The 22,346-nt window shown below is 56.5% G+C and carries 21 protein-coding genes; 12 read left to right on the top strand and 9 right to left on the bottom strand.

What is annotated here, in order from left to right:
- Positions 1–3 precede the first annotated feature (3 nt).
- From ACR0BZ_RS05410 to ACR0BZ_RS05400, 3 genes are all read right to left on the bottom strand, one after another.
- Positions 4–1,542 (bottom strand): pilus assembly protein TadG-related protein, encoded by a 1,539-nt coding sequence (locus ACR0BZ_RS05410; RefSeq protein ID WP_480869390.1) that lies wholly within the window; start codon positions 1,540–1,542, stop codon positions 4–6.
- 8 nt (positions 1,543–1,550) lie between these two features.
- Positions 1,551–2,510, bottom strand: coding sequence for a Flp pilus assembly protein CpaB (gene cpaB, locus ACR0BZ_RS05405; RefSeq protein WP_480480662.1), 960 nt, complete (start codon positions 2,508–2,510; stop codon positions 1,551–1,553).
- 135 nt (positions 2,511–2,645) lie between these two features.
- Positions 2,646–2,810, bottom strand: a complete 165-nt coding sequence (locus ACR0BZ_RS05400; RefSeq protein WP_267367933.1) for a Flp family type IVb pilin — start codon at positions 2,808–2,810, stop codon at positions 2,646–2,648.
- A gap of 898 nt (positions 2,811–3,708) precedes the next feature.
- Here ACR0BZ_RS05400 and ACR0BZ_RS05395 point away from each other — a divergent pair.
- Together ACR0BZ_RS05395 and ACR0BZ_RS05390 are read left to right on the top strand one after the other, a co-directional pair.
- Positions 3,709–4,173 (top strand): helix-turn-helix transcriptional regulator, encoded by a 465-nt coding sequence (locus ACR0BZ_RS05395; RefSeq protein ID WP_480480665.1) that lies wholly within the window; start codon positions 3,709–3,711, stop codon positions 4,171–4,173.
- A gap of 471 nt (positions 4,174–4,644) precedes the next feature.
- Entirely contained in the window at positions 4,645–4,830 is a 186-nt protein-coding gene (locus ACR0BZ_RS05390) for a hypothetical protein (protein WP_480473092.1), read from the top strand.
- 235 nt (positions 4,831–5,065) lie between these two features.
- Here ACR0BZ_RS05390 and ACR0BZ_RS05385 read toward each other — a convergent pair whose 3' ends face one another.
- On the bottom strand, positions 5,066–6,082 hold the full coding sequence (locus tag ACR0BZ_RS05385) for a hypothetical protein (protein WP_480919653.1): 1,017 nt from the start codon (positions 6,080–6,082) through the stop codon (positions 5,066–5,068).
- Positions 6,083–6,292: 210 nt separating this feature from the next.
- On the opposite strand from ACR0BZ_RS05385, the gene ACR0BZ_RS05380 reads away from it, so the two are divergent.
- From ACR0BZ_RS05380 to ACR0BZ_RS05370, 3 genes are read left to right on the top strand one after another with little or no spacing between them, the layout of a single operon-like run.
- On the top strand, positions 6,293–6,844 hold the full coding sequence (locus ACR0BZ_RS05380; protein ID WP_480537998.1) for a PepSY domain-containing protein: 552 nt from the start codon (positions 6,293–6,295) through the stop codon (positions 6,842–6,844).
- A 38-nt stretch (positions 6,845–6,882) separates the two neighbouring features.
- Entirely contained in the window at positions 6,883–7,542 is a 660-nt protein-coding gene (locus ACR0BZ_RS05375; protein WP_209503754.1) for a response regulator transcription factor, read from the top strand.
- The gene (locus tag ACR0BZ_RS05370) at positions 7,542–8,897 is read left to right on the top strand and encodes an ATP-binding protein (protein WP_480919652.1); all 1,356 of its coding nucleotides are present in this window, start codon (positions 7,542–7,544) and stop codon (positions 8,895–8,897) included. Before ACR0BZ_RS05375 ends, ACR0BZ_RS05370 begins: the two co-directional genes overlap by 1 nt.
- Before the next feature lie 125 nt (positions 8,898–9,022).
- Here the strand turns inward: ACR0BZ_RS05370 and ACR0BZ_RS05365 are convergent, their stop codons facing one another.
- The 4 genes from ACR0BZ_RS05365 to ACR0BZ_RS05350 form a co-directional block, all read right to left on the bottom strand.
- Positions 9,023–10,204, bottom strand: coding sequence for an ammonium transporter (locus tag ACR0BZ_RS05365; protein ID WP_480919651.1), 1,182 nt, complete (start codon positions 10,202–10,204; stop codon positions 9,023–9,025).
- A gap of 209 nt (positions 10,205–10,413) precedes the next feature.
- Positions 10,414–10,881 carry a CinA family protein gene (locus ACR0BZ_RS05360; protein ID WP_480919650.1) on the bottom strand — a complete coding sequence of 156 codons (468 nt, stop codon included), beginning with the start codon at positions 10,879–10,881 and terminating at the stop codon, positions 10,414–10,416.
- Positions 10,878–11,375: a phosphatidylglycerophosphatase A family protein gene (locus ACR0BZ_RS05355; RefSeq protein ID WP_480919649.1), complete on the bottom strand. Its 498-nt coding sequence runs from the start codon at positions 11,373–11,375 to the stop codon at positions 10,878–10,880. Before ACR0BZ_RS05355 ends, ACR0BZ_RS05360 begins: the two co-directional genes overlap by 4 nt.
- Positions 11,372–12,502 (bottom strand): bifunctional 2-C-methyl-D-erythritol 4-phosphate cytidylyltransferase/2-C-methyl-D-erythritol 2,4-cyclodiphosphate synthase, encoded by a 1,131-nt coding sequence (locus ACR0BZ_RS05350; RefSeq protein ID WP_480919648.1) that lies wholly within the window; start codon positions 12,500–12,502, stop codon positions 11,372–11,374. The genes ACR0BZ_RS05355 and ACR0BZ_RS05350 overlap by 4 nt, the downstream gene beginning before the upstream one ends.
- A 181-nt stretch (positions 12,503–12,683) precedes the next feature.
- Here ACR0BZ_RS05350 and dusB point away from each other — a divergent pair, with 181 nt between their 5' ends.
- The 7 genes from dusB to ACR0BZ_RS05315 all read left to right on the top strand — a co-directional run bounded on the left by dusB (position 12,684) and on the right by ACR0BZ_RS05315 (position 21,759).
- Positions 12,684–13,667 (top strand): tRNA dihydrouridine synthase DusB, encoded by a 984-nt coding sequence (dusB, locus tag ACR0BZ_RS05345; protein ID WP_480919647.1) that lies wholly within the window; start codon positions 12,684–12,686, stop codon positions 13,665–13,667.
- Complete coding sequence (locus ACR0BZ_RS05340) at positions 13,664–14,752, top strand: two-component system sensor histidine kinase NtrB (protein WP_209503761.1); 1,089 nt, start codon at positions 13,664–13,666, stop codon at positions 14,750–14,752. Before dusB ends, ACR0BZ_RS05340 begins: the two co-directional genes overlap by 4 nt.
- Entirely contained in the window at positions 14,752–16,119 is a 1,368-nt protein-coding gene (locus ACR0BZ_RS05335; protein WP_480919646.1) for a response regulator, read from the top strand. The genes ACR0BZ_RS05340 and ACR0BZ_RS05335 overlap by 1 nt, the downstream gene beginning before the upstream one ends.
- 123 nt (positions 16,120–16,242) lie before the next feature.
- On the top strand, positions 16,243–18,507 hold the full coding sequence (locus ACR0BZ_RS05330; RefSeq protein ID WP_480919753.1) for a sensor histidine kinase NtrY-like: 2,265 nt from the start codon (positions 16,243–16,245) through the stop codon (positions 18,505–18,507).
- On the top strand, positions 18,504–19,913 hold the full coding sequence (gene ntrX / locus ACR0BZ_RS05325; RefSeq protein ID WP_480480685.1) for a nitrogen assimilation response regulator NtrX: 1,410 nt from the start codon (positions 18,504–18,506) through the stop codon (positions 19,911–19,913). Before ACR0BZ_RS05330 ends, ntrX begins: the two co-directional genes overlap by 4 nt.
- 42 nt (positions 19,914–19,955) lie before the next feature.
- Positions 19,956–20,549: a helix-turn-helix domain-containing protein gene (locus ACR0BZ_RS05320; RefSeq protein ID WP_480919645.1), complete on the top strand. Its 594-nt coding sequence runs from the start codon at positions 19,956–19,958 to the stop codon at positions 20,547–20,549.
- 43 nt (positions 20,550–20,592) lie between these two features.
- Positions 20,593–21,759: an MFS transporter gene (locus tag ACR0BZ_RS05315; protein ID WP_480919644.1), complete on the top strand. Its 1,167-nt coding sequence runs from the start codon at positions 20,593–20,595 to the stop codon at positions 21,757–21,759.
- A 41-nt stretch (positions 21,760–21,800) separates the two neighbouring features.
- Here ACR0BZ_RS05315 and ACR0BZ_RS05310 read toward each other — a convergent pair whose 3' ends face one another.
- Positions 21,801–22,280 (bottom strand): hypothetical protein, encoded by a 480-nt coding sequence (locus tag ACR0BZ_RS05310; RefSeq protein WP_209503766.1) that lies wholly within the window; start codon positions 22,278–22,280, stop codon positions 21,801–21,803.
- Positions 22,281–22,346 lie beyond the last annotated feature (66 nt).

Here is a 22,346-nt window from a genome sequence, read left to right as displayed (position 1 = left end):
CCCCTATCGATACAACTGTACGACGTCGCGAAAGATGCCGCCGAACCCGTTGCCGCCGCTGCCAACACCGGTCACATCGGGGAAACCGACGACCTCTCCGTGGATGTCGAAACTGGGGGGGGAGCCACCGTCATCACCGACCGGTTCAGTCAGGAACACGGCAACAAATTTGGTGACCGGAACCCCAGTTGTCGAACCAGATACTGGGTTCAGCGCGCAATCAATACCGGCAGCTGTTACAACGCGCCGTGCCGGGTCGTTGGACATCTGGCTGGAACACATTGGACGGCCGGTTTCGGCAAGTGAAGGGTCAAGAATGGAATTTGCGTTCGGTGCCGCGTAGGGGTTCGTGTTCCCGTAGGCTATTTCCCTCAGATACATTCCATACCGCGTCCCGGAAAAAACGGTATCCGACCCGGACAGTGGTGGCAGATGTGTGTCGCTGCCGATGCCGTCGGCAATCCCATCTGCCAGATCGTGGTTTCGATTAAGGTACCCGGTTCGATCCCAGTTGCCGTCACCGAAACGGTTGTTTCCACCGCAGGTGCCCGCCGTCATGCACAGGTCGCGCCCCAAACCTGTTGTATCAGGGGTCGTCTGTTCATTACCCTGAATGCAAGCGCCGCCACCGTTGCTTTCAATCCCCTTAATAACATTCGGTGCGGGCGCGAAATCGATATTGTTCTTCTCACCGTTGAGAACCGAGCGGTAGATGTCAAAGCGGACGTTGAACGCAGCATTGGTAATGCCGTTCTTCTGGCCGGGTTCGGTATTCAGACCATTGGTCAGAACACATTGGGTGATCTGGCTTTGCGCCGCGATCAGACAGGCCAGCTTATTGCCCCCTTCGTCGGCACATACACCCGAGCTGTCTTGGAAATTCGCCAGATCAATAAAGCCGAAATTGCCCGGACCCCAAGCCGTTCCGTTGCCGCCACTGCGCAGCAATATCTGGTCGCCTACGGTCAAAGTGGATTCCCAATTCGGGGGCAGGCAGAACATTAGGGGTGAGATATCGCACGCCGCTTTCGAGTATCCGGCCACTGCCTCGGCTGAAACGCTGGCAGCAGAAAACCCAGCCCCACCAAGCATTTTGTCCAGCGCCGAAGCCAGGCTCATCGTCAGGGATTTAGGTGTCAACACGATCTGCGCGAACCTGGCCTTTCGTGGATCGGTTGTAATATCTGCGCCAAGCGGGGTCAGATCCGATGCCGGAAGCGCCGAGTGAAACAGGAGGGTATAATCCGAAGATCCTGAAAGCGTGGTCGCCCCGTTTGCGAATGTCTGGCTGTCGCTGACAAGATTTGCTGCTGCATTTGTGGCTCGCGTAATCGCGTCCGGTTGGCCGTCCAACTCTCCCGCTGCGGCCAAAGCTACGTTGTCGGCGAATGACTGAAGCTCTGCATGTGTCGAATTCAACCGGCCAACGTCCAGTGTGATTGCAAAGAACCCAAGGAATGCGACCAAAGCAGTGCCCCACAGGATCGCGACGGTGCCGTTCTCCTCTTGGGCGAATGCGGATATGATAGCGCGAGTTGGCATGGCTGAACTTATTGACCGGGTGTCTGACTGACTTTGATTGGGCGAATGCGGGGTTTGACGCGCGGAGTCGCGGACGCCGGCGCAAGCTGCGCATCTTTTTGGGTATCAGGTTGCAATTCGGCGGCGGGCGCAGTTTCTGTTGCCTGTTCCGCTTCTTCCTGTTGCCGCTGGATGGTCACAACCTCAGTCTCGGTTCCCCGGCGCAGCTTTACAGTGGGTTGAATATCCACCTTTTCTACCGGTCCTTCCTCCTGCAACAGATCGCGCAGGCGAACCATCTCCATGGGTTCATCCTCGACGCTGTCCAGGGTGCGCAGTGTCAGGCTCAGGGTTCCGGCCTTTTGAGCCAGGGCCAGACGTTGACCTTGCTGCGGGGTCACTTCCACCGTAATCGTGCGGGCGACCTCCGGCTGATCGCTTAATTCTTCCGACTGCTGGTCCACGCCAATGACGCGAATATTCTGCAAGATGGTGACCGCGCGCAGGTCCTGCTTGGCACCTTGGGTCAAGACGATATCAACGTGATCGCCTGGGGTAACAAAACCGCCCACGGCTGTTACAGCATCGACCTCGATCGCCATGGCGCGTGTGTTTTCACCCAACTTCTGAACAAGGGTGACTTTTTCTCCAAAGTTCGAAACCTTGGAAAGAAGCATTACTTCGCCGGGATAGAACCGGCCCTTGGCGCGCCGCAGCTGACGGCGATTGTTTGGAACAAGTACATCAATGTCCGTGAAAACTCCGGCCGGGAGCGCCTCGCGCGGCCAGGGGTGAATTGTGACGTCGTGCGCTTCGATCGTTTGACCAAACGCGATTTCTGATCGGGCCACGTAGATCTCAACCAGATCGGCATCTGGCGAGACACCGGCAGTGCTTGTCTTAAACTGAATGTGATCTTTCGCCAGGTAAACGGAACCGGACGCTATCGCAATTCCAAACAGTGTAGAAATGATTGGCCTGATACGCATCACTCTCTCCAACAATTACGTTCTGAAATATGGAACTTCGGTCGTCTTGTTTTCGCGAAATTCCTGGCGGTGAACTCTGCGCCGCAACAGTGGCGCGGCGGCACAGAGCTCTGTATTTTGGTAAGTGTGTTTGGGTCAGCAGGTCGCGCTACCCAGAGCAGCGCATGCACCAGTCACGTTTGTGTTGGTAGTGGTGCCCAGATACGAGAATGCGCCAACTGCAATCGACGCCACGACCAAAAGAGCCAGGCCATATTCGACAATTGCTGCACCGCTTTCATTCTTAACAAACTTCTTCATGAATTTAGTCATTATTTCCCCCAAATAGGTTAGATGTTATCAGCGCTCCGTATTCTTGAGCGCAAGCCAGGCGAAAATGCATTAGCTCGGGAATCAGAATAGGAACGGGGGAAATGCGTGCCTTCCTTCAAAGGTAATTGAAATACACCTTTTGGTTGAATCAATTGAAGAAAATCACCCTTTTGGGCGAATACATTTAACCCTGCGTTAACAACGTATTAACGTTCAGCGAATCGCCCTTTTTCGGAAACAATGAATTGAGCCGGGTCGCAATTGTGAGCGGGATGGTGGTTGATTTTTACTGACCGGTCTGGCGTTTGCGGATTGGCATCGTGCGGTTCAGTGATGACAAGACTTAGAAAAGCATATTAAAAACAGATATATAAAGTTCCTAAAAAGCCTTTGTTTGAAAACTTCCCGCGCAGACAAGCCTATAATTCCGGTTGCTGTGACTTCGAAAGGAACACAAATTTGTTGTAGTAACCCGAACCTGTTTGTTTGGTCGGTCTGTTTGGTTGAATGGTTAATTGTTATGAGTGTGAGTTTTTTAAAGAGCGCTCAGGCGAGGGAGAGTCTGGACTTTGTAGTGGAGTGGACTCAGGCCCTATGCGGTAATGGCTCCGTGTCTCGATCCGTAAATTGTTTAATGCGCCTGGCAAATGCTGATGCGGTTCTAATTGTCAGAATGCAGAAAAAGGATTGGAAGGCAAAGCATATTGCGCGCTGTTGTGTCCAGCAGGGGAAAATCTGGCCTTCACAGCCGCAAACGCAGGCAGAGTTGGTTATTGGAGAATGTATATCAACGGCAAGGCCGGGTTCAGTCTGGAAACTATCAGACTTGGTGTTATCCGACGCATCACCAATGTCCCATTGTCGGCCCCAAAGGCCTGAGGGGCTGGTGGAGGTTATCCTGATTCCGCTGGACGTAACCGGGGCGCAGGTTGATTACATTGAGCTTCACTACAGTATTCACCCGCAGACCTTCGAACTTGATCTGATAAGTGCGCTGGCTCCAACATTATCGTCTGGCTGGAGCAAACGCTTGCCCGGAACAGTTGCTGCCAACTCCGAGGTTCTTCGGAGTCACCGGTCCAAGTTCAACAGCAACAATCGCTTTGTTCCGATCCTTGATCCACATAATCCGGCCGACCTCAGCAGATGCGAGTTTCGGGTATGTGCGATGATGAAAGAGGGAATGACAGTGAAGACGATTTCGGAGACTCTGTCCATTGGCCCGACAACAGTTCGCTCGCACCTAAGTTCCATATTTTCCAAAACAGGGGCGACGAGCCAGGTCGAGCTTTTGCATCTATTGAACCGAAGCGTTGATGCTGACAGGGGTTTTGCTCAGATCGCGGGTTAGCGAACCGAATGGATTGCTATCAGGACGGTCTGAAGACCTTTTCTTGATCTTTTAAGGATCCATCTGTCGTCATGGTCCTACCCATTGTTGTTCCATGACGGTCGAACAACTGCTGAACTTAGTCGCAATTTCGTCGGCTGTCTTGTAAGTTTCTAAATTTCGGCCGCAATTTTGCTCTCTATAGCAATGTAGGGAATCTGACTCGTTCGCCATGACCAACTGCCGCTTTCGTAGGGAGGAAACAACCCTACGGAGTGGGGAGAGCGCGTCAGATTTTTATGCTCTTCCAGTTTGATTGTATCTGTTGACGAAAAAATATCCTGTTTTGTTAGCTACTTAGTCGTTGTTCATGATTTCGCGACAACATTAACATAATGTGAACAATGTATTCTCTGAGTGTTCAACTGGCTCGGGGCATACTGATCGCACAGGCCGGGCAAACCACGTCCGGTTGAATGGAAGGGGAACAGCATGATCAAGACTGCTATTGAGGTTGCGCCGTATGCATGTGCGACAATGCAACCCCATAATCCCGTCATGAACGGCGAAGTTTCAAGTAATACAAATTCGAGCAGCAGTCGCTTCCCTCCTATCGAAAATGCACTGACAGAAATCGTAAATAACAAGCGACTAGAAGAGGCGAACCGGGACTTCTGAAAATCAGACGTCCGATGGATTTCCGGATCAACTTGATCAGGGAAAGATAAAGCCCGCTCCGAATTGGAGCGGGCTAAATTTTTTCTCAGTAACCTTTGCCAACTTGCGTAGAGCATGCGCGCAATACAACCTGGCAGTCAGGATCTTTATGAGAAAGTCGGGCCAGCCAAACGGCTGGTAATCACTTAGCTGGCCCGGTCTTTTGCCCACTTCATAAGAATGAAGGCAAAAGCTGTTAGCTATCCAGGCCAAGCATTGCCTTTACAGCAGCCTCGACCTCGTCGGTGACGGGTTTGTTCGCAGCGTCTTCCAATGCTGCGCGCTCATCGAGTGACTGCTGCTCAACGGCGTCAGTCAGGTCTTCGACGTCTTGCACGGCTTCCTCGTACTCCAAGGCAGCCTGTTTTTCGGCATTCAGGCTGTCAGCGGCATCTTTGGAAGCTTGCAGATCATCGTTTGCGTCCTGAAGTGCGTCCTCGATATCAGGATTGGTGCCTCCCGCATCTGCCAGTTGCTGTTCGAGATCATCGACGATGTCCTGCTTTTCCTGAACATCGGCCAGCGCATCCTCAAGGTCGTCATTGATTTCAGCGCTGGAGCGCTCCGGCGGGGTCATATCATCCAGAAGGTCTTGTTTTTCGGCAAGCTCAGCTCGGATGCTGTCGCCAGCCAAAACCGTGTCGCGATAGGTTGCAATGCGACCGACGCGCGAATTCGGAGCAGCGTTCTGAAGGGCCTTCTCACTTGCGTTGGCTGCGTTCAGTGCGCCCAGTTCCGAAGGGTGGACGCCCAGCGCGGCAGCCAGTTTGTTCCCTTTCTTGTGGGAATCGGTCAGGTCCGTTTCCTCGACTTGAACCTTGGATTTTGTCGCGTGCGCTGACGGTGCGGTCTTGGTCTGAGTTTTCTTGGACTTCTTACCGGTAAACAATTCTTTCAAAGAGAACGATTTTCCCTTCGAAGATTTTGACTTCGAACCCTTTGCGCCAGAGGTAGTGCGCCCCGACTTACCGGCGGATTTTGAACCACCACTTTTAGCCGCCCCATTACCGCCGCCTTTGCCATTTCCGGCGCCGTCGCTGTTTCCTTTACCGCCGCCGTTTCCTTTACCGCCACCATTGCCCCCACCGTTGCCATTACCGTCTTTGGCATAGGCCACATCAGGAAGGGCAACTGCCGCCACAATTGCGGTGGAGCCCAACATTGCGATTGCGAGAGCGGAGGCCTTCAGCACGCCGGTCAAATTGGTTTTCATAGCGGTCCTCGTAGGTCGAACGCGGGTTTCATTTGGGCCGGCAGTGTGTTTCGCGCTTTGCACACACAGAAAACGCTTGCCGGAATCAATATCTGACAGGTGCTATCTAAACCCATCATCATTGAACCCACGCCGAACTGTTCGTTCATCGCCAGTTCATGTTGAAATCGATAGATTGTTAAGGTGGTTGCGCAGTAAAGAGTGCTGAAGATGAGAAAGCTCTTAACCATCTTGTTTCTTGTTGCCGTTCTCCAGCCCGGAGAAGGCAATGCAGCCGTTCGTGAGCTGAAGCAGGCAGAACTGCGCAAAGCAACAACCTCGGGCAACGCAATCCGGTTGCAGAAAGTCATCAAAGGGGTCGAACAGGTCTTTGGCGGTACGCCCATTGATGCGCGAGCTTTTCAGGCCGACAAAGTTTACTACCGCGTGCTGGTTAAAAAACCGAACGGGAAGATTGTCAGTGTTATTGTTAACGCAAAAACCGGCGTTGTCGTTTCCAACAGGTCCAAGATCGGCAAACAAATCTCAGAAGCGGCCAAATCTGCGCCCGGAAACTCGGCCAATGCGAAATCTCAAGGCAAGTCTTCTGCCAACGCAAATGGTGGTCAAAGCGGCAACCGTGGGAACAGCGGTGGCGGTCGCGGCAATGGTGGCGGCAATTCCGGAGGTAACGGTGGCGGCAACTCCGGTGGTAACGGTGGTGGCAACTCGGGTGGTAACGGTGGCGGAAACGGCGGCGGCAACGGGGGTGGTAAAAAGTAATGGTTAAACTGCCATTCGCACGCCTATAATTCCCAAGTATGAGAGTTTTACTGGCAGAAGACGAACCGCACCTTTGCGAGCAGATCAAGAAACTGTTGAACGCTGAAGGTCGGGTCGTGGACATTGTGAACAGCGGCCTGGAAGCTTTGCATCTGGGTGCAACAGAACCCTATGACATGATCATCCTCGATATTGGATTGCCGGAACGCGATGGCATTTCAGTTCTGCGGGAATGGCGCAGCGCGGGCATCAAGACCCCGGTGCTGATCCTCACGGCCCGCGATGGCTGGAGCGAAAGGGTCGACGGATTGGACGCAGGCGCGGACGACTACATGACCAAGCCATTCCATATGCCCGAACTGGCAGCGCGGGTCCGTGCCATACTGCGGCGGCAGAGCGGTCAGTTGAATCCCGTCGTCGAAATGGGAAATGTTGTGCTGGATACCCGCAACGGGCGTGTAACGGCGGATGGCGTGCCCATCGACCTGACCGCGCAGGAGTTGGCTGTTCTTACATATCTGGCCCATAATGTTGGGCGTATGATCTCAAGGACCGAGTTGTCGGAACATATCTACGAATACGATGGAGACAGGGACTCGAACACCATTGCCGTCTTCATAACCCGTCTGCGCAAAAAACTTGGCCCTGATCTGATCACAACGATTCGGGGCCGCGGATACATGATCGACTCTGCCTGATGTTATCCCTGCGTCAACGGGCTCTACTGGGGGGGATCGCGTCGGGTGCCCTTTCAGTGGGTGTCGGTACGCTGGCCGTGTTCTCGTTCATCAATGCCCGCGTTTCAGACAGGTTTGATACCGCACTACTTGATCGTCACACGCAACTGGTCGTTGGGTTGAGCGTTACGACCCATGACCCGGATGCGCTGCGGAATCTGATGTTCGATCCAGCCTATGGCACACCGTATTCCGGCAGATACTGGCAAGTCAGCAACAGCGAAGGCGAGATCTTTACCTCGGCTTCCCTGTTTGATGAAGTCATTGCCGAACCGCCGGGGAACCCTGATGTAACGACGCTTTGGAACACGCCTGGTCCGGAAAACGAAGCTTTACGAGGAGCCTTTCAGAAAATTACTTATGAGGATGGTACGGTCTGGGGGGTCAGCGTTGCCGAAAGTCAGGCCCAGCTTGTCGCGGAACGCCGCGCTGCACAACAAAGCCTGCTTCCGGTTTTTGCGCTGGTCGGTCTGATCGGTGTCGTTGGATCGCTACTGCTGATGTCAATCATCCTGACGCCACTCAGAAAGCTTCGGTCAGATGTGGCGCATCGTTGGGATCGGGACGAAGACCTTAAACCAGGCGATTATCCAGAAGAGGTGTCTCCTCTGGTCGAGGATCTGAACCAGCTCTTGCGTCGAAACCGGGAAATCGTATCGGGATCACGTCGTCAGGCGGCAGATTTGGCCCATGCCCTGAAAACGCCTACTGCAATCATGCGCAATGAACTGCTGCTGTTGTCCGAAGCGGGAGGTTCTACGGAAACCGCTGTGGAAGCTCTCGACCGCATTGACGCGCAACTGGGCCGGTCTTTGGCCAGAATGCGGGCGCTGAACACTGCAGATTTGACCCATTCTCGTACTGATCTGTCTCATTCGATTGATCGACTGGCGCGTCTGTTCACCACCATGGCCGAGCGGGATGGAAAGTCATTGGAAATCGAACGCGACCCGGGTCTTTGGGTGCGAATGGACGCGCAGGATATCGAAGAAGTTTTGGGCAACCTGCTGGATAACGCGGTCAAATGGTGCAAACACAAGGTCCGCATGACGGCCATGAGAACCTCGAACGGGATCGAAGTTGTGATTGACGACGATGGCCCGGGAATTCCTCAGGACGCTCACCGCGAGGCGTTGCGATCGGGGGGGAGGCTGGATACCTCTGTTTCGGGCAGCGGCCTCGGGCTGGCCATCGCGGTTGATTTGTTAAAGGCCTATGACAGTCGGCTTGATCTGGGTGCATCCAACTCGCTTGGCGGTCTGGAATGCCGGATCGTAATTCCGAAGGGAACCAATGCGCATCCTGCGTCAGGCTGATCATTTGCCCTGAAGGTTCAGGGTGCTTTGGGTGTGTCGTAAGTGGATAAGATGCGAAAACTAGAAAAGCGGACCCATGACAGGTCCGCTTTTGCCCTTGCGGGCGATAGGCAGCCAAGGTGGGCTTAGCTGCTCATGTCATAGGCCCGCTCACCATGTACCGAGAGGTCGAGGCCATTTGTCTCGGTCTCGGCGTTTACGCGAAGTGGTGTGATCTGTGCAACCAGTTTGACCAACACAAACGTGACAGCTGCCGTAAAGACACCCACGATAACCAGCCCGCCCAACTGTGCGGTCCATGTGCCAAGGCCGAACAGGGCGATCATGATGGTGCCGAAGATGCCTCCGACGCCATGTACCGCGAACACGTCCAGTGTATCGTCGATATTCAGCTTGTTGCGCACCAGACTGACGGCTTCCTGACACAGAATGCCCGCAACAGCACCGATGATGAGGGCTTGAACCGGACCCACAAAACCCGAAGCGGGCGTGATCGAGGCCAGACCTGCAATTGTCCCGGTGACAAGACCCACCATCGAGGCTTTGCCAAAGCGGATGCGTTCCCAAAGCGCCCATGTCAGTGACGCGGTTGCGGCGGACAGGTGGGTAACGGTCATCGCCATCGCAGCGCCACCGTCCGCGGCCAGTTGCGAACCGCCATTGAAGCCGAACCAGCCGACCCACAGCATCGCGGCGCCGACCATGACATAGCCGGGACTATGTGGCGGGGTCGTTCGGTTTCGGCGCGGGCCAAGGATGACGGCGATGATCAGGGCTGCCAGACCAGCGGTTTCGTGCACCACGATACCGCCAGCGAAATCACGCACGCCAATGTCACCCAAAATACCACCATCGGACAGCATTCCACCGCCCCAGATCCAGTGAACCACAGGCGCATAGCACAGCAGCATCCACAGCGCCGAGAAGGTCAGCACAAAGCCAAAGCCCACCCGTTCGACATATGCGCCCACGATCAGGGCTGGGGTGATGATGGCAAAGGTCATCTGAAAGGCAAAGAACAGGATTTCCGGGAGAGTGCCAGCAAGGCTGTCTACATCAACACCGTTGAGGAAAGCCTTGCCCAAACCACCCCAAAGCCCACTTTCACCGGCTCCAAAGGCGATAGAGTACCCGGCCACCAGCCACAGAATGCTCATCAAACAGGCAATGGCAAAGCAATGCATAAAAACGCTGAGCACGTTTCGGGCACGTACAAGCCCGCCGTAAAACAAGGCCAGCCCCGGCAATGTCATGAAAAGGACCAGTGCTGTAGCAACAATGATCCAGGCTGTATCGGCTCCATTCATGGGCCGCTCTCCTTTTCCCTGCATGGTTTCCCGGGCAGGTCATCTGACAACGCCCGGGATCGAGTGAGTGTATGTGCAGAGCCTTGAAGCGGAGGGCAGGTGAGGAAAAAAGAGGCAACACCCGAATTGGTCGCCTATTTTGTCGCCTTTTGTTCAAGTGATGACGGTTTTGGCGGCTATGGGCAGATAATGCTTAAAAAAGGTGCGCGTTATGAAAGCCCATTCAGAAGCAACGCCAGCGCATGATCCCGCGCGGCGCGGCGCACCGCATCCCGCCCTTGCGCGCCAAACTCAATCGTTTCGGTTCGGGTTTCCCGGCCTTCTCTGGCCAGTCCGAAACATACGCGCCCTTCGGGTTTAAATTCAGACCCGCCCGGCCCGGCAATGCCGGTAATCGCGACGGCAAGCTGCGCTTGTGAGTTGCGCAATGCGCCTTCGGCCATTTCGCGAGCGACCTGCTCGGACACTGCGCCGAAAGCCTCCAGGGTTTCTGCCAACACACCCAGCATGTCCTGTTTGGCCCTGTTGGTATAGGTGACAAAACCCCGATCCACGACAGCCGAACTGCCGGGTATATCCGTCAGGGCCGCAGCGACCATACCGCCGGTGCAGCTTTCCGCTGTGGCGATCATAACGCCCTGCGCTTTGGCGCGGTTCAGCAGGTCGGGCACGTTCATAGGCCCAAAACCCCGTGTGCGATGCCTGCCAGAACCATCACGCCAATGGCTGCGAGAATACCCGCAATCACGTCGTCCAGCATCACTCCCATAGGATCGCCGCGACGATCTGCCCAACCGACGGGGCCAGGTTTGGTGATGTCGAACAGGCGGAACAGGGCAAACCCGGCAACCCAACCGGGCCAGAGGGCGGTAATGTCGATCCCATGCGCCCAGGACGGATATGAGATCGCCCAGAGTGCAATGAACTGGCCTGCAACCTCATCAATAACGATTTCCGACGGGTCGTGATCGTCCTGACCGTCGGTCATCACGCGCGTGGCCCACAGGCCGCCTGCGAACACCACCAGTGTCGCGATTGCCAGCAATGGGAATCCCCCCAGCGTGTGCAGGCCCCAAGCCATCGGCAGCGCGGCCAGCGAACCCCAGGTGCCGGGGGCAGGGCGCAAATATCCGACACCGCCAACGGTACCAATCAACTGCGCCGCGTTCATGATTTCACCAGACAGGCCGTCGCAATCGATGCGATGCCTTCACCGCGACCGGTGAAGCCCAGACGCTCGGACGTGGTGGCCTTGACCGAGACCTGATCGGCACGCAAGCCCATGATTTTGGACATTTCTTCGCGCATAACAGCGGCGTGAGGGCCAATCTTCGGGTATTCACAGACCAGCGTACAATCCACGTTCGAGATGCGATACCCCATCTGTCCGGCCAGTTCGACCGCGTGACGCAGAAAGATCTCGCTGGCGGCCCCTTTCCATTGCGGATCCGAGGGTGGAAAATGCTGTCCGATATCCCCTTGCGCCAATGCGCCATAAATCGCGTCGGTTACAGCATGCATCCCGACATCCGCATCTGAATGCCCCTGCAACCCGCGATCATGGGGAACCTTCACACCGCAAAGGACCACATGATCCCCGTCGCCAAACCGGTGCACGTCATAGCCGTTGCCAAGTCTTACATCCATATCCATTCCCATGATACGTTCCGCCCGGGCAAAATCCTCGGGGCGGGTGATCTTCAGGTTGTCCGCATCGCCCGGTACGATGCAGACATCTACCCCCGCAGCGCGTGCAACCTCAACATCATCAGCAGCACCGCCCGGATGCGCCGCATGGGCGGCGGTGATGGTGTCATAGTGAAAGCCTTGCGGTGTTTGCGCCGCAAACAGGTTGCTGCGGTCTTGTGTGCCAGTCACGGCCCCGTCTTGTCCTATCCACAAGGCGTCAGTCACCGCCAGTCCGGGGGCGGCGGCCTGATGTGCATCCAATGCGTTCAAGACGTCCTGAATGGTGCGTGACGAAACGCAGGGTCTGGCAACGTCATGAATCAGGACGCGCTTCACGTCGAGGTGCGCCAGGGCCTTCAAACCATTGCGTACAGAACCCGTGCGATCTGTGCCGCCCGAGGCGAGGATCAGATCGGTATCACGAAACTCCTCCCAGACCAGAGTGTCTTCGTCGGATAAGACCAGAACGATATGAGCGACCTGTCCGCGGAACCGATCGATTGTCCAGTCTGCCACGCGACGACCTGCAAGGCTGCGCCACTGTTTTGGGACGTCGCCCCCTGCGCGCATGCCGCGGCCTGCGGCGACTATGATGGCAGCTGTGGTCATGCAGCGCGCCCTCCATTTTGTTGCGTTTGTTTAGGCGGCGGTGATTGCAGTGGCAATCACCTATGGTCTAGTGATTAAAAAATAGGCAGATGATGGTTTTGCGGGCTTGTTGCGCGTCGTTTTGTTGTTCATATGCGTGGAATTCGATATCAGAACTGCAACTGCCCAAGGATTAAGCACGTTGACTTTGCGCTTCGCTGACAAATTCGTAACATCGCCGGTTTTGCTGGCCCCGATGGCCGGAATCACAGATCGCCCGTTTCGGGATCTGGTTATGCGCTTTGGTGCCGGCATGGTCGTCAGCGAAATGGTCGCCAGTCAGGAGATGGTGCAGGCCAAACCCGGAGTGCGGGAGCGCGCCGAACTGTCCGCCGATGTGGAAAACACAGCTGTGCAACTGGCAGGGCGCGAGGCGCATTGGATGGCGGAGGCCGCGCGTCAGGTTGCTGATCGTGGAGCGCGGGTGATCGACATCAACATGGGGTGTCCTGCCAAAAAGGTAACAAATGGGTATTCCGGTTCGGCCCTGCTGAAAACACCGGACCACGCACTGACGCTGATCGAGGCCGTTGTCAGTGCAGTCGACGTTCCAGTGACATTGAAAACCCGTCTGGGGTGGGATGACACCCTGCTGAATGCCCCCGAGGTTGCGCGCCGTGCACAAGAGGCAGGCGTTCAGATGGTTACGATCCACGGACGCACGCGATGCCAGTTCTACAAGGGGCGCGTTGACTGGAGCGCAATCCGGGCCGTGAAACAGGCCGTGTCGATTCCGGTTATTGCGAACGGAGATATTGTAGACACAGCAGCCGCACGAACCGCTTTGGAACACTCTGGTGCAGATGGCGTCATGGTCGGGCGTGGCGCACAGGGTAAACCCTGGCTTCTGGCGCAGATCAGTCACGACCTTTACGGGGCGGATGCGCCGGATATTCCGGTCGGGAATGACCTGATCGACATGGTGCGCACGCATTATCAGGCGATGCTGGGGTTCTACGGTGCCGATCTGGGCCTGCGTGTCGCCCGTAAGCATCTGGGATGGTACATGGATCAGGCCGCAACCCCCGCGCCGCTGCGCCGGGCGGTTCTGACGTCGCGCAACACGGATGATGTCCTGCGCCTTCTTGGGGATGCACTTGCCGAAACGGGCGAGGCGGCGGCATGAACTCCAACGCCAACATCTGGAACTCTTTGCCGGTTCCGGCCTTTATTATTGATGAAAACGACCGCATCGCAGATGTGAATTCGGCGGGCGAGGGGTTTTTGAATGCCTCGCGCCGGTCGGTAATCGGGCACCCGGTATGGGACCAGATCGCCGTTGACGCGCCGCTGGAGGAAGCTTTCCTGCGCGCCCGGTCGCAAGGCACGCCACTGTTCGTTAACGATGTGGATGCGGGTTCTGGGAATCGTGCACCCTTGCAATGTGCGTTGCAAATCGCGCCTCTGGTCGGGCATCCGGGGTCGATGATCATGATCATATCGCCTCGTGAACTGGCGGGCCGGATGACCTTGGGCAACACGGTCAAGTCAGCGGCGCAGTCGGCGATTGGCATGGCCGAGATGCTGGCGCATGAAATTAAGAACCCACTGGCCGGGATTACCGGTGCAGCGCAACTGCTGAGCATGAATATTTCGTCACAGGATCTTGAACTTACAGACCTTATTGTGGCCGAAAGCCGCAGGATCGTGAAGCTTCTGGAACAGGTCGAGCAATTCGGCAACTTGCAGAAACCGGACCTCAGGCCGGTCAATATCCACGATGTACTGGACCGTGCAAGGCGGTCCGCGCTGCTGGGATTTGGCGCGGATATGACAATCATCGAGGATTACGATCCGTCATTGCCGCTGGCCTATGGCGATCCGGACCAGTTTCTTCAGGTGGTTCTGAACCTGCTGAAAAACGCATCCGAGGCCGCGGGGCCTCAGGGCGGAACAATCCGTCTGCGCACGTATTTCGAACATTCCTTCCGCCTGCGCCGAAGTGATGGATCGGGTCATTCCCTGCCGTTGCAGATCGAGATCATCGATGACGGTCCGGGCCTGCCCGAGGATATCCGCGGTGACATTTTTGACCCGTTCGTGTCGGGCAAGGAAAACGGCACCGGTCTGGGACTGGCGCTGGTCAGTAAGATCGTTTCCGACCATGACGGCTGGATTTCCGCCGACTCCGTGCCCGGCCGCACCGTTTTCAAACTGTCGCTGCGCCGCGCGCCGCGAGATGCAACCGAACACAAGAAGGAGAGCACCTGATGGATGGCACCGTACTGGTTGCGGATGACGACCGCACAATCCGCACCGTTCTGACTCAGGCGCTGACGCGGGCCGGATGCAAGGTGCACGCAACGTCTTCGCTGACCACCCTGATGCGTTGGGTCGGCGAAGGCAAAGGCGACGTGGTGATCTCGGACGTTGTTATGCCCGATGGCAACGGTCTGGAGATGCTGCCGAAGATCGCAAAGGATCGCCCTGGATTGCCGGTTATCGTGATTTCCGCGCAAAACACGATCATGACGGCGATTCAGGCGGCTGAGGCTGACGCATATGACTATCTGCCCAAACCGTTTGACCTGCCGGATTTGATGAAGCGCACGGCGCGGGCGCTGGATCAGAAGCAGCGCGCACAGCCGGAACCCATACAGGCAGGTGGTGAGCGTCCGGATGAACTGCCGCTGGTCGGCCGCACGCCAGTCATGCAGGCTTTGTATCGGTTGGTCGCCCGCGTGATGAACACCGACCTGCCGGTTATGATTTCGGGTGAAAGCGGAACGGGTAAGTCGCTGATTGCCCGGGCAATTCACGACTTTTCGGATCGGCGTACATTACCCTTTGTCACAGTCACCGCAGCCGACCTAAGCGATCTGGAGGGCCCGGCCCGCGTGATGGCGCGGGTGCGTGGCGGTACGCTGCTGATAGATGAAATCGCGGATATCGGCGATGAAATTCAAGCCCGCGTGGTGCGTATGATGGATACGCCCGGTGATCATGTTCCGCGTTTCATGGCGACCAGCCAGACAAACTTGATCGATGGGATGGAAAACGGCCGTATCCGTCAGGACCTGTATTATCGTTTGTGCGGGGCGACGATCCACGTGCCCTCGTTGCGCGAAAGGGTCGACGATATTCCGCTGCTGGCCGAACATTTTCTGGCTCGGGAAGAGAAGGAAAGCGGAAACAAGCGGTGGCTCAGCCCGGAAGCGGTTGAGTTGGTGCGGCGCTATTCATGGCCGGGGAATGTGCGGCAACTTGAAAACGCCGTTCGCCGTTTGGGGCTGACCAGTCGGGCAGATGAGATTTCAAAGGCCGAGGTGGAAATGGTGTTGGGCAGCCAGCCCGAAGCTGCACCGGTTCTGAGCGGCGGCGAACGCGAGAAGCTTTCAACCTCGGTCGAGCGTCACCTGCGACGGTATTTCGATCTGCACGGCAATATATTGCCGCCACCGGGCCTTTATCAGCGGATTTTGCGTGAGGTTGAGGCCCCGCTGATCGAAATCGCACTGGATGCAACTGGCGGGAACCAGGCAAAATGTGCTGATTTACTGGGGATTAACCGAAATACGCTGCGAAAAAAGATTACAGATCTCGATATACAGGTGACACGGCGCCGCAAACTGATGTAATATCGCCACACAAACCGTGGCATCCCGGCATCTGTCGGGAAAAGATCACGATATATGGCGGTAAGCCGCACAAGCGGCACATCAGGATGAGGGCAGACGGTGGCAACCCGAGCACAGAGCGGGATGATCCCATCGATTGGTCGATGGCGTAAATCACGGAAACTGCGCAATTTTGGCACCTTTGGGCTGGTCCTCTTGGGGCCTGTTCTGGCGCTTGCCACATATCTTGTCATTGGTCCCTTTGACCTAGGTGCGACCGCGCCGACATTGCGGCTGATTCTGCTGGCCGATCTTGTCTATGTTTTGGTCGTTGCGGCTTTGGTGCTCAGTCAGTTGGGCAGCCTGATTGCGGCCAGACGGGCCAAGTCGGCGGGCTCGCGCCTGCATTTGCGCCTGATTGGGGCGTTTACGCTGCTTGCGCTGGTTCCGACCGTTACGGTCGCCATTTTTGCCGGCCTGACCGTGAATATCGGCCTGGAAGGCTGGTTTTCGGATCGCGTGCGCCAGGTTGTCGGGTCTTCCCTGACAGCAGCAGAGGCTTATGAGCAGGAACATCGCAGCGGTCTGACGCAGGACGCTACGGTTCTGGCGCGGTTCCTGAACAATGCACGTTCGGTGGAGTTTTACATTTCTGATGCCGAACTCCGCGAGGTTCTGGCGCAGGGGCAGGCCCGGATTCAGCGCGGGTTGCGCGAAGCCTATGTCATCGACGGAACGGGCGAAATCCGGTCGCGCGGGGATCGATCCTATCTGTTCAACTATGAGGCACCAACAGCCGAGCAAATGACGGAAGCGTCAGATAAGGGGCTGCTGATCATTGCCGACTGGCCGAATAATGAATTCCGCGCGCTTGTGCCTCTGACCGCTTATCTGGACCGCTACCTCTATGTCAGCCGCGAGGTGGATGGGCAGCTGTTGACGCTGCTGGATGACACCAAGGAAACGGCGCAGTTCTATCAGCAGCTGGAAAGTGAACGGGGCAGGGTGTTGTTCGAATTCGGTCTGCTTTATCTGGGCTTTGCGCTGATCCTGATCCTGGCAGCGATGTCGCTGGGGATGTGGTTTGCCGAACGCCTGTCGCGCCCGGTCGGACGTTTGACGACAGCGGCGCAGCGGGTCGGCGCCGGAGACTTGAGCGTTCAGGTCATCGAAGAGGCCAGCGACGACGAAATTGCGATGTTGGGCCGATATTTCAACCAGATGACCCGACAACTAAAAGGGCAGCGGGACACGCTGCTGGAAAATACCCAGCAAATCGAAAGCAGGCGTCGCCTGTTTGATTCCGTGCTCAGTTCGGTCACGTCCGGTGTTGTCGGCGTGGACCCCGATGGATGCGTTACGTTTGTCAATCGCTCGGCTGAACGCTTGCTGGACTGGTCGCGTGGTGAAGAACACCTGGCTATCGGCATTGCGGTTCCCGAGTTTCTGCCTTTGTTTGAAAGCCTCAAGGACAGCGGGCAGGAGGCTGTTCAGGGTGAGGTTAAGGTCACACGTAAGGGGCAGCTTGAAAACCTGCTGGTTCGCATGGCTATCCGTCGTGGAGAGGATGGCGGGCTGGAAGGTTATGTGGTTGCCTTTGACGATGTAACTGATCTGGTCAGCGCGCAGCGAATGGCGGCGTGGGGTGACGTGGCCCGCCGCATTGCACATGAAATCAAGAACCCATTGACGCCGATCCAGCTCAGCGCAGAGCGCATCAAGCGCAAGTTCGCCCGCAAACTTGATGAGGAAGACAGCGGCAGCCTTGAATCGATGACCGGCGTCATCGTGCGGCAAACCAATGACCTGCGGCGTATCGTGGATGAGTTTTCCAAGTTCGCGCGGATGCCCGAGCCCGTTCGCCGCGAAGAGGACCTTGTCGAACTGGTGCGCGAAGCCGTACTTTTGCAACAGGCGGGACAGCCGGACGTACAGATTGATGCCGACCTGCCGCAGCAGCCGATCATGGCGGATGTAGATGCGACCATGCTTAATCAAGCGTTGACGAACCTGATTAAGAATGCCGGAGAAGCCATTGCAACTCTGAAAGAAAAAGGGGCCCCGGAAAACCTGGTGCCACAGATCAAGGTGGCGGTTTCAAGCGATGATGCGGGTACAGTCATCACCATTGCAGACAATGGGATCGGTCTGCCGGAAGACCGGGCGCGTTTGTTTGAACCTTATGTAACGACACGCGACGAAGGGACCGGGTTGGGTCTTCCGATCGTCAAGAAAATCATAGAAGAGCATGGCGGCGCGCTGACCCTTGAGGACGCGCCCGTATTCGACGGACAGGACCATTTTGGCGCAATGGCAGTGATCCGTTTGCCTGGGGCAAGTATGTCCCCAACCGTTGCGCCGCAGAAGCAGGCAATTAGAACCAACAAACTGAAAGCAGGCCAAAGATGAGCGACATTCTGATCGTAGATGACGAGCGCGATATTCGCGAGCTGGTGTCCGACATTCTGGAGGACGAAGGCTATTCAACCCGGCTGGCAGCCAACTCGGACGAGTGCATGGCGTCGATCAATTCCGAACCGCCGGGTCTGTTGATCCTGGATATCTGGCTGAAAGACAGCCGCATGGACGGGATTGATATCCTCAAGACGGTAAAGCGCGATAACCCGGATGTGCCGGTGGTGATTATTTCGGGCCACGGCAACATTGAAATTGCAGTAGCGGCCATCAAACAGGGTGCTTACGACTTTATCGAGAAACCGTTTAACATTGACCAGTTGATGGTGGTGATCCGCCGCGCGATGGAGACGTCTCGCCTGCGGCGCGAGAACGCGTCGCTGAAGCGGAAAGAGGTCAACAACTCGGACATGATCGGCAAATCCGCGTCGTTCCGGGCCATGCAGGGGCAGTTGGACAAAGTGACCAAATCAAACGGTCGCGTCATGCTGCGTGGACCTGCGGGTTCTGGCAAGGAAATCGCTGCGCGTTATATCCATGCCCACTCCAACCGTGCGAACGCTCCGTTCGTGACCGTCAACTGTGCCGGGATTGAGCCTGAGCGTGTGGAAGAAGTTCTGTTTGGCCGCGAATCGGCCGAACGCGGTGTGGAATCCGGATTGCTGGAAGAAGCCCACGGCGGCGTGGTCTATTTTGATGAAGTTTCCGACATGCCTTTGGGCACACAGTCCAAAATCCTGCGGGTGCTGGTGGATCAGCAATTCCAGCGCGTGGGTGGCTCGGACAAAGTGCGCGTGGATCTTCGGGTGATCTCATCGACCAACAAGGATCTTGATGATGAAATCGCCGCCGAGCGGTTCCGGGAAGAGCTGTATCACCGTCTGAATGTGGTTCCGATTTCCGTTCCCTCACTCGAGGACCGGCGCGAGGATATACCGGTACTGGCCCAGCACTTCATCGAAATGTGCAACGAAACCCAAGGGTTGCCTATGCGGGAGCTGTCGGACGAGGCGGTCGCTTTGCTGCAGACAATGACCTGGCCGGGTAACGTGCGCCAGTTGAAGAACCTGATCGAACGTGTTTTGATTCTGGGCGACGGCACCGGCCCGATTGAGGCGCGCGAGCTGCCCAATGAAGAAGACAAGGCCGAAGAGTCGGGCCGCGTTGTCTTGTCGGGTGCGTTGGCCACTTTGCCGCTGCGCGAGGCCCGCGAAGCGTTCGAGCGAGAGTATCTGCTGACCCAGATCAACCGCTTTGGCGGCAATATCAGCCGCACCGCCAGCTTTGTCGGCATGGAACGCAGTGCGCTGCATCGCAAACTTAAGTCGCTGGGTGTTGTGACCTCGAACAAATCCGGTGCGCGGGTTGCGCAAATCGACGAACCTGAACCGGCGGAATGAGTCTGGGGGCATAGTTCACGGGCAGACGGATGTGAGGAACTGATGGCGAGAACAGTGAACTCTGATCTGTCTGGCCGGTTCGTCGAAGGCTACCCGGCTTTTGGCAGGCGGTTAAAGCGACTTCGACGGTCGATCGGATTGAAACAAGCTGCGCTGGCCGAGGTTCTGCAGGTCGATCAGACCACAGTTTCCAGATGGGAGAACGGGGTTCAGCTTCCAACGCCTGATCAACAACACTCGGTGTTTGCTGCGCTGGCTCCTTTCAGGGCGGATGACAACGCGCTAAGACGGCTTGTCGTGAACTCGGCCGACTGCATCCATCTGGTTGAGGAGGCCAGCCACATGTGCCTGGCCTATTCCCTCCGGCGGGCGCGGGACTGGAAAACCTCCCAACGGGCACTGCTTGGCGTGTCCCTCTGGCAATTTGCGACGGACGAAATCCGTCAGGCTGAGGCCGAGCTACAGGACGAGGGATGGTGGGATTTGCAAGCGCCCAACCCCAAGTCGTTTGTAACCTCCGAAGCGCGGTACGACCGTATCCGGATCAGTGCAGGACAGATCACCTGGGAACGGTTGTACCTGTCGGATGGAACGCCGGTCCGGCTGGTCAGTGGGGCACGGTCGGGACGCGCATAATTTATGCGTATTCCTGTGCGGTCGGGTGCAGTAGAACCGGCTTATGCCCCATCCATTACGCATCTTGTTACAGGTTTTGTTGCTTTGGCTTGCCGGGCTAGGTGCGGCGACCCAATTCGCCAAGATCGCGGTTCCTTTTGCTCAGGTCGCAGCCCTCTATCCTGCGCACGCGGATAAGATTGGCTGGCTTTTGTCAGTCATCAGCCTGATTGGCGCGATTCTTGGTGCATTGTCCGGCGCGATAGCCGGGCGGGTTGGGCCTGTCCGGCTGCTGATGTTTGGCTTGACCCTTGGCGGGGCGGTGTCCCTGTTTCAGGCCAGTATCCCCGGTTTGGGCCTGATGCTGGTCAGCCGCGTTGTCGAAGGGGTCTCTCATCTGGCTATCGTTGTCGCAGCACCAACACTGATTGCGCAAATCACGATTGGAAAATGGCGCAACGCGTCAATGGTTTTGTGGAGCAGTTTCTTTGGTGTCGCCTTTGCCCTGAACGCATGGCTTGGGCTTCCATTGATCGCTCAGGTCGGGCTGCCGGTTTATTTTGCTACCCATGGCGCGCTGATGTTTCTGATCGCCGTCCTGATCGTATCTTTCCTTCCCAGCAGTGCATCCGCTTTGGTGAACAATCCCTTTTGGAGCGTGCGAACACTGATTGACATACACGTACAGACCTATCGCTCTGCGTTTGTGTCCGCTCCGGCGCTCGGGTGGTTCTTTTACACGCTGACCTTTGTCTCGCTGCTGGCCATTCTTCCGGGAAGATTACCGGACGATGTCAGTGCGATGATTGCTGGTCTGATGCCGTTGGCCGGGATCGTGATTTCCTGGCTTACCGTTCCGGTGTTGCTGAGCGTTTGTTCTGGTGTTTTTGTTGTTAACCTCGGTTTCGGGCTGTCTGTCCTTACGATAGGCGCCCTGTTTCTTGGTGCCCCGTTGCCCGTTGTCTGCGTTGCGCTTTTTGCGGTGCTGGGGCTTGTTCAGGGCGGCAGCTTTGCGGCGGTGCCGCAGTTGAACTCGACACCCGAAAACCAGGCGCTGAGCTATGGTGCCATGGCTCAGATGGGGAATGCGGGTAACCTTTTGGGCACACCTGTTTTGCTTGCAATACTGTGGAGGACTAGTGAAGCGGGCATGTTGATTGCCGTGGTCGGGTTCTATGCTGTTGCCATGGCGCTGCATTTGTGGCTTGCCGCGCGGCGCAAACGCTCTTGAACCGGACTGGAATGATCAATCGCGCGGTACCGTGGTTTTGCTTACCCGGCTTGCCCCGGAGTGATGATCTGAAACGACCCGTCATCGAATTTCACAAAGCATGAGGCACTGTTGAGGGGCGGCAATGTTGTTGTTCGCGCCAATGGTACTCGCGATTTCACATTTTGCTTGCAGGGCGGCAAACTGACAGGGCGAAATCCCTTTTCGGCCATGCATTGCGCCTCAACCGTGTTTCGCAGACCCTGATTCACATCGACGGTATAGACCCTGCCGGGCTGCCACCAGCCCGGGGATTGATAGCAACGACCTCTGCCGTCGCAATACGTGCGCCCGGGCCAATATGTCGGCGGGCTTTGGCGGATCTGATTGGCAACCGGCACCTCTTTGACCGCCCTAAGCTGGCACTGGGTGGTCTCTTTTTGCAGACGTGACACGGTTTCACCCTCGCGATAGTAAAGCGAGAGCGGCCCGCACGAGGACAGCACCATCAGCGGCACAAGCATAGGAAACAGCGTTTTCATATGCTTATCTTGCCGCAGCTGATCAGCGATGACAATTCAATTGACCGCTTTGGGGGCATCTGTCAT

The organism is Ruegeria sp. P8 (genome assembly GCF_056534665.1).
The sequence above is the reverse complement of the archived record's forward strand: the minus strand, read 5'-3'. Positions and strand labels throughout refer to the sequence as shown.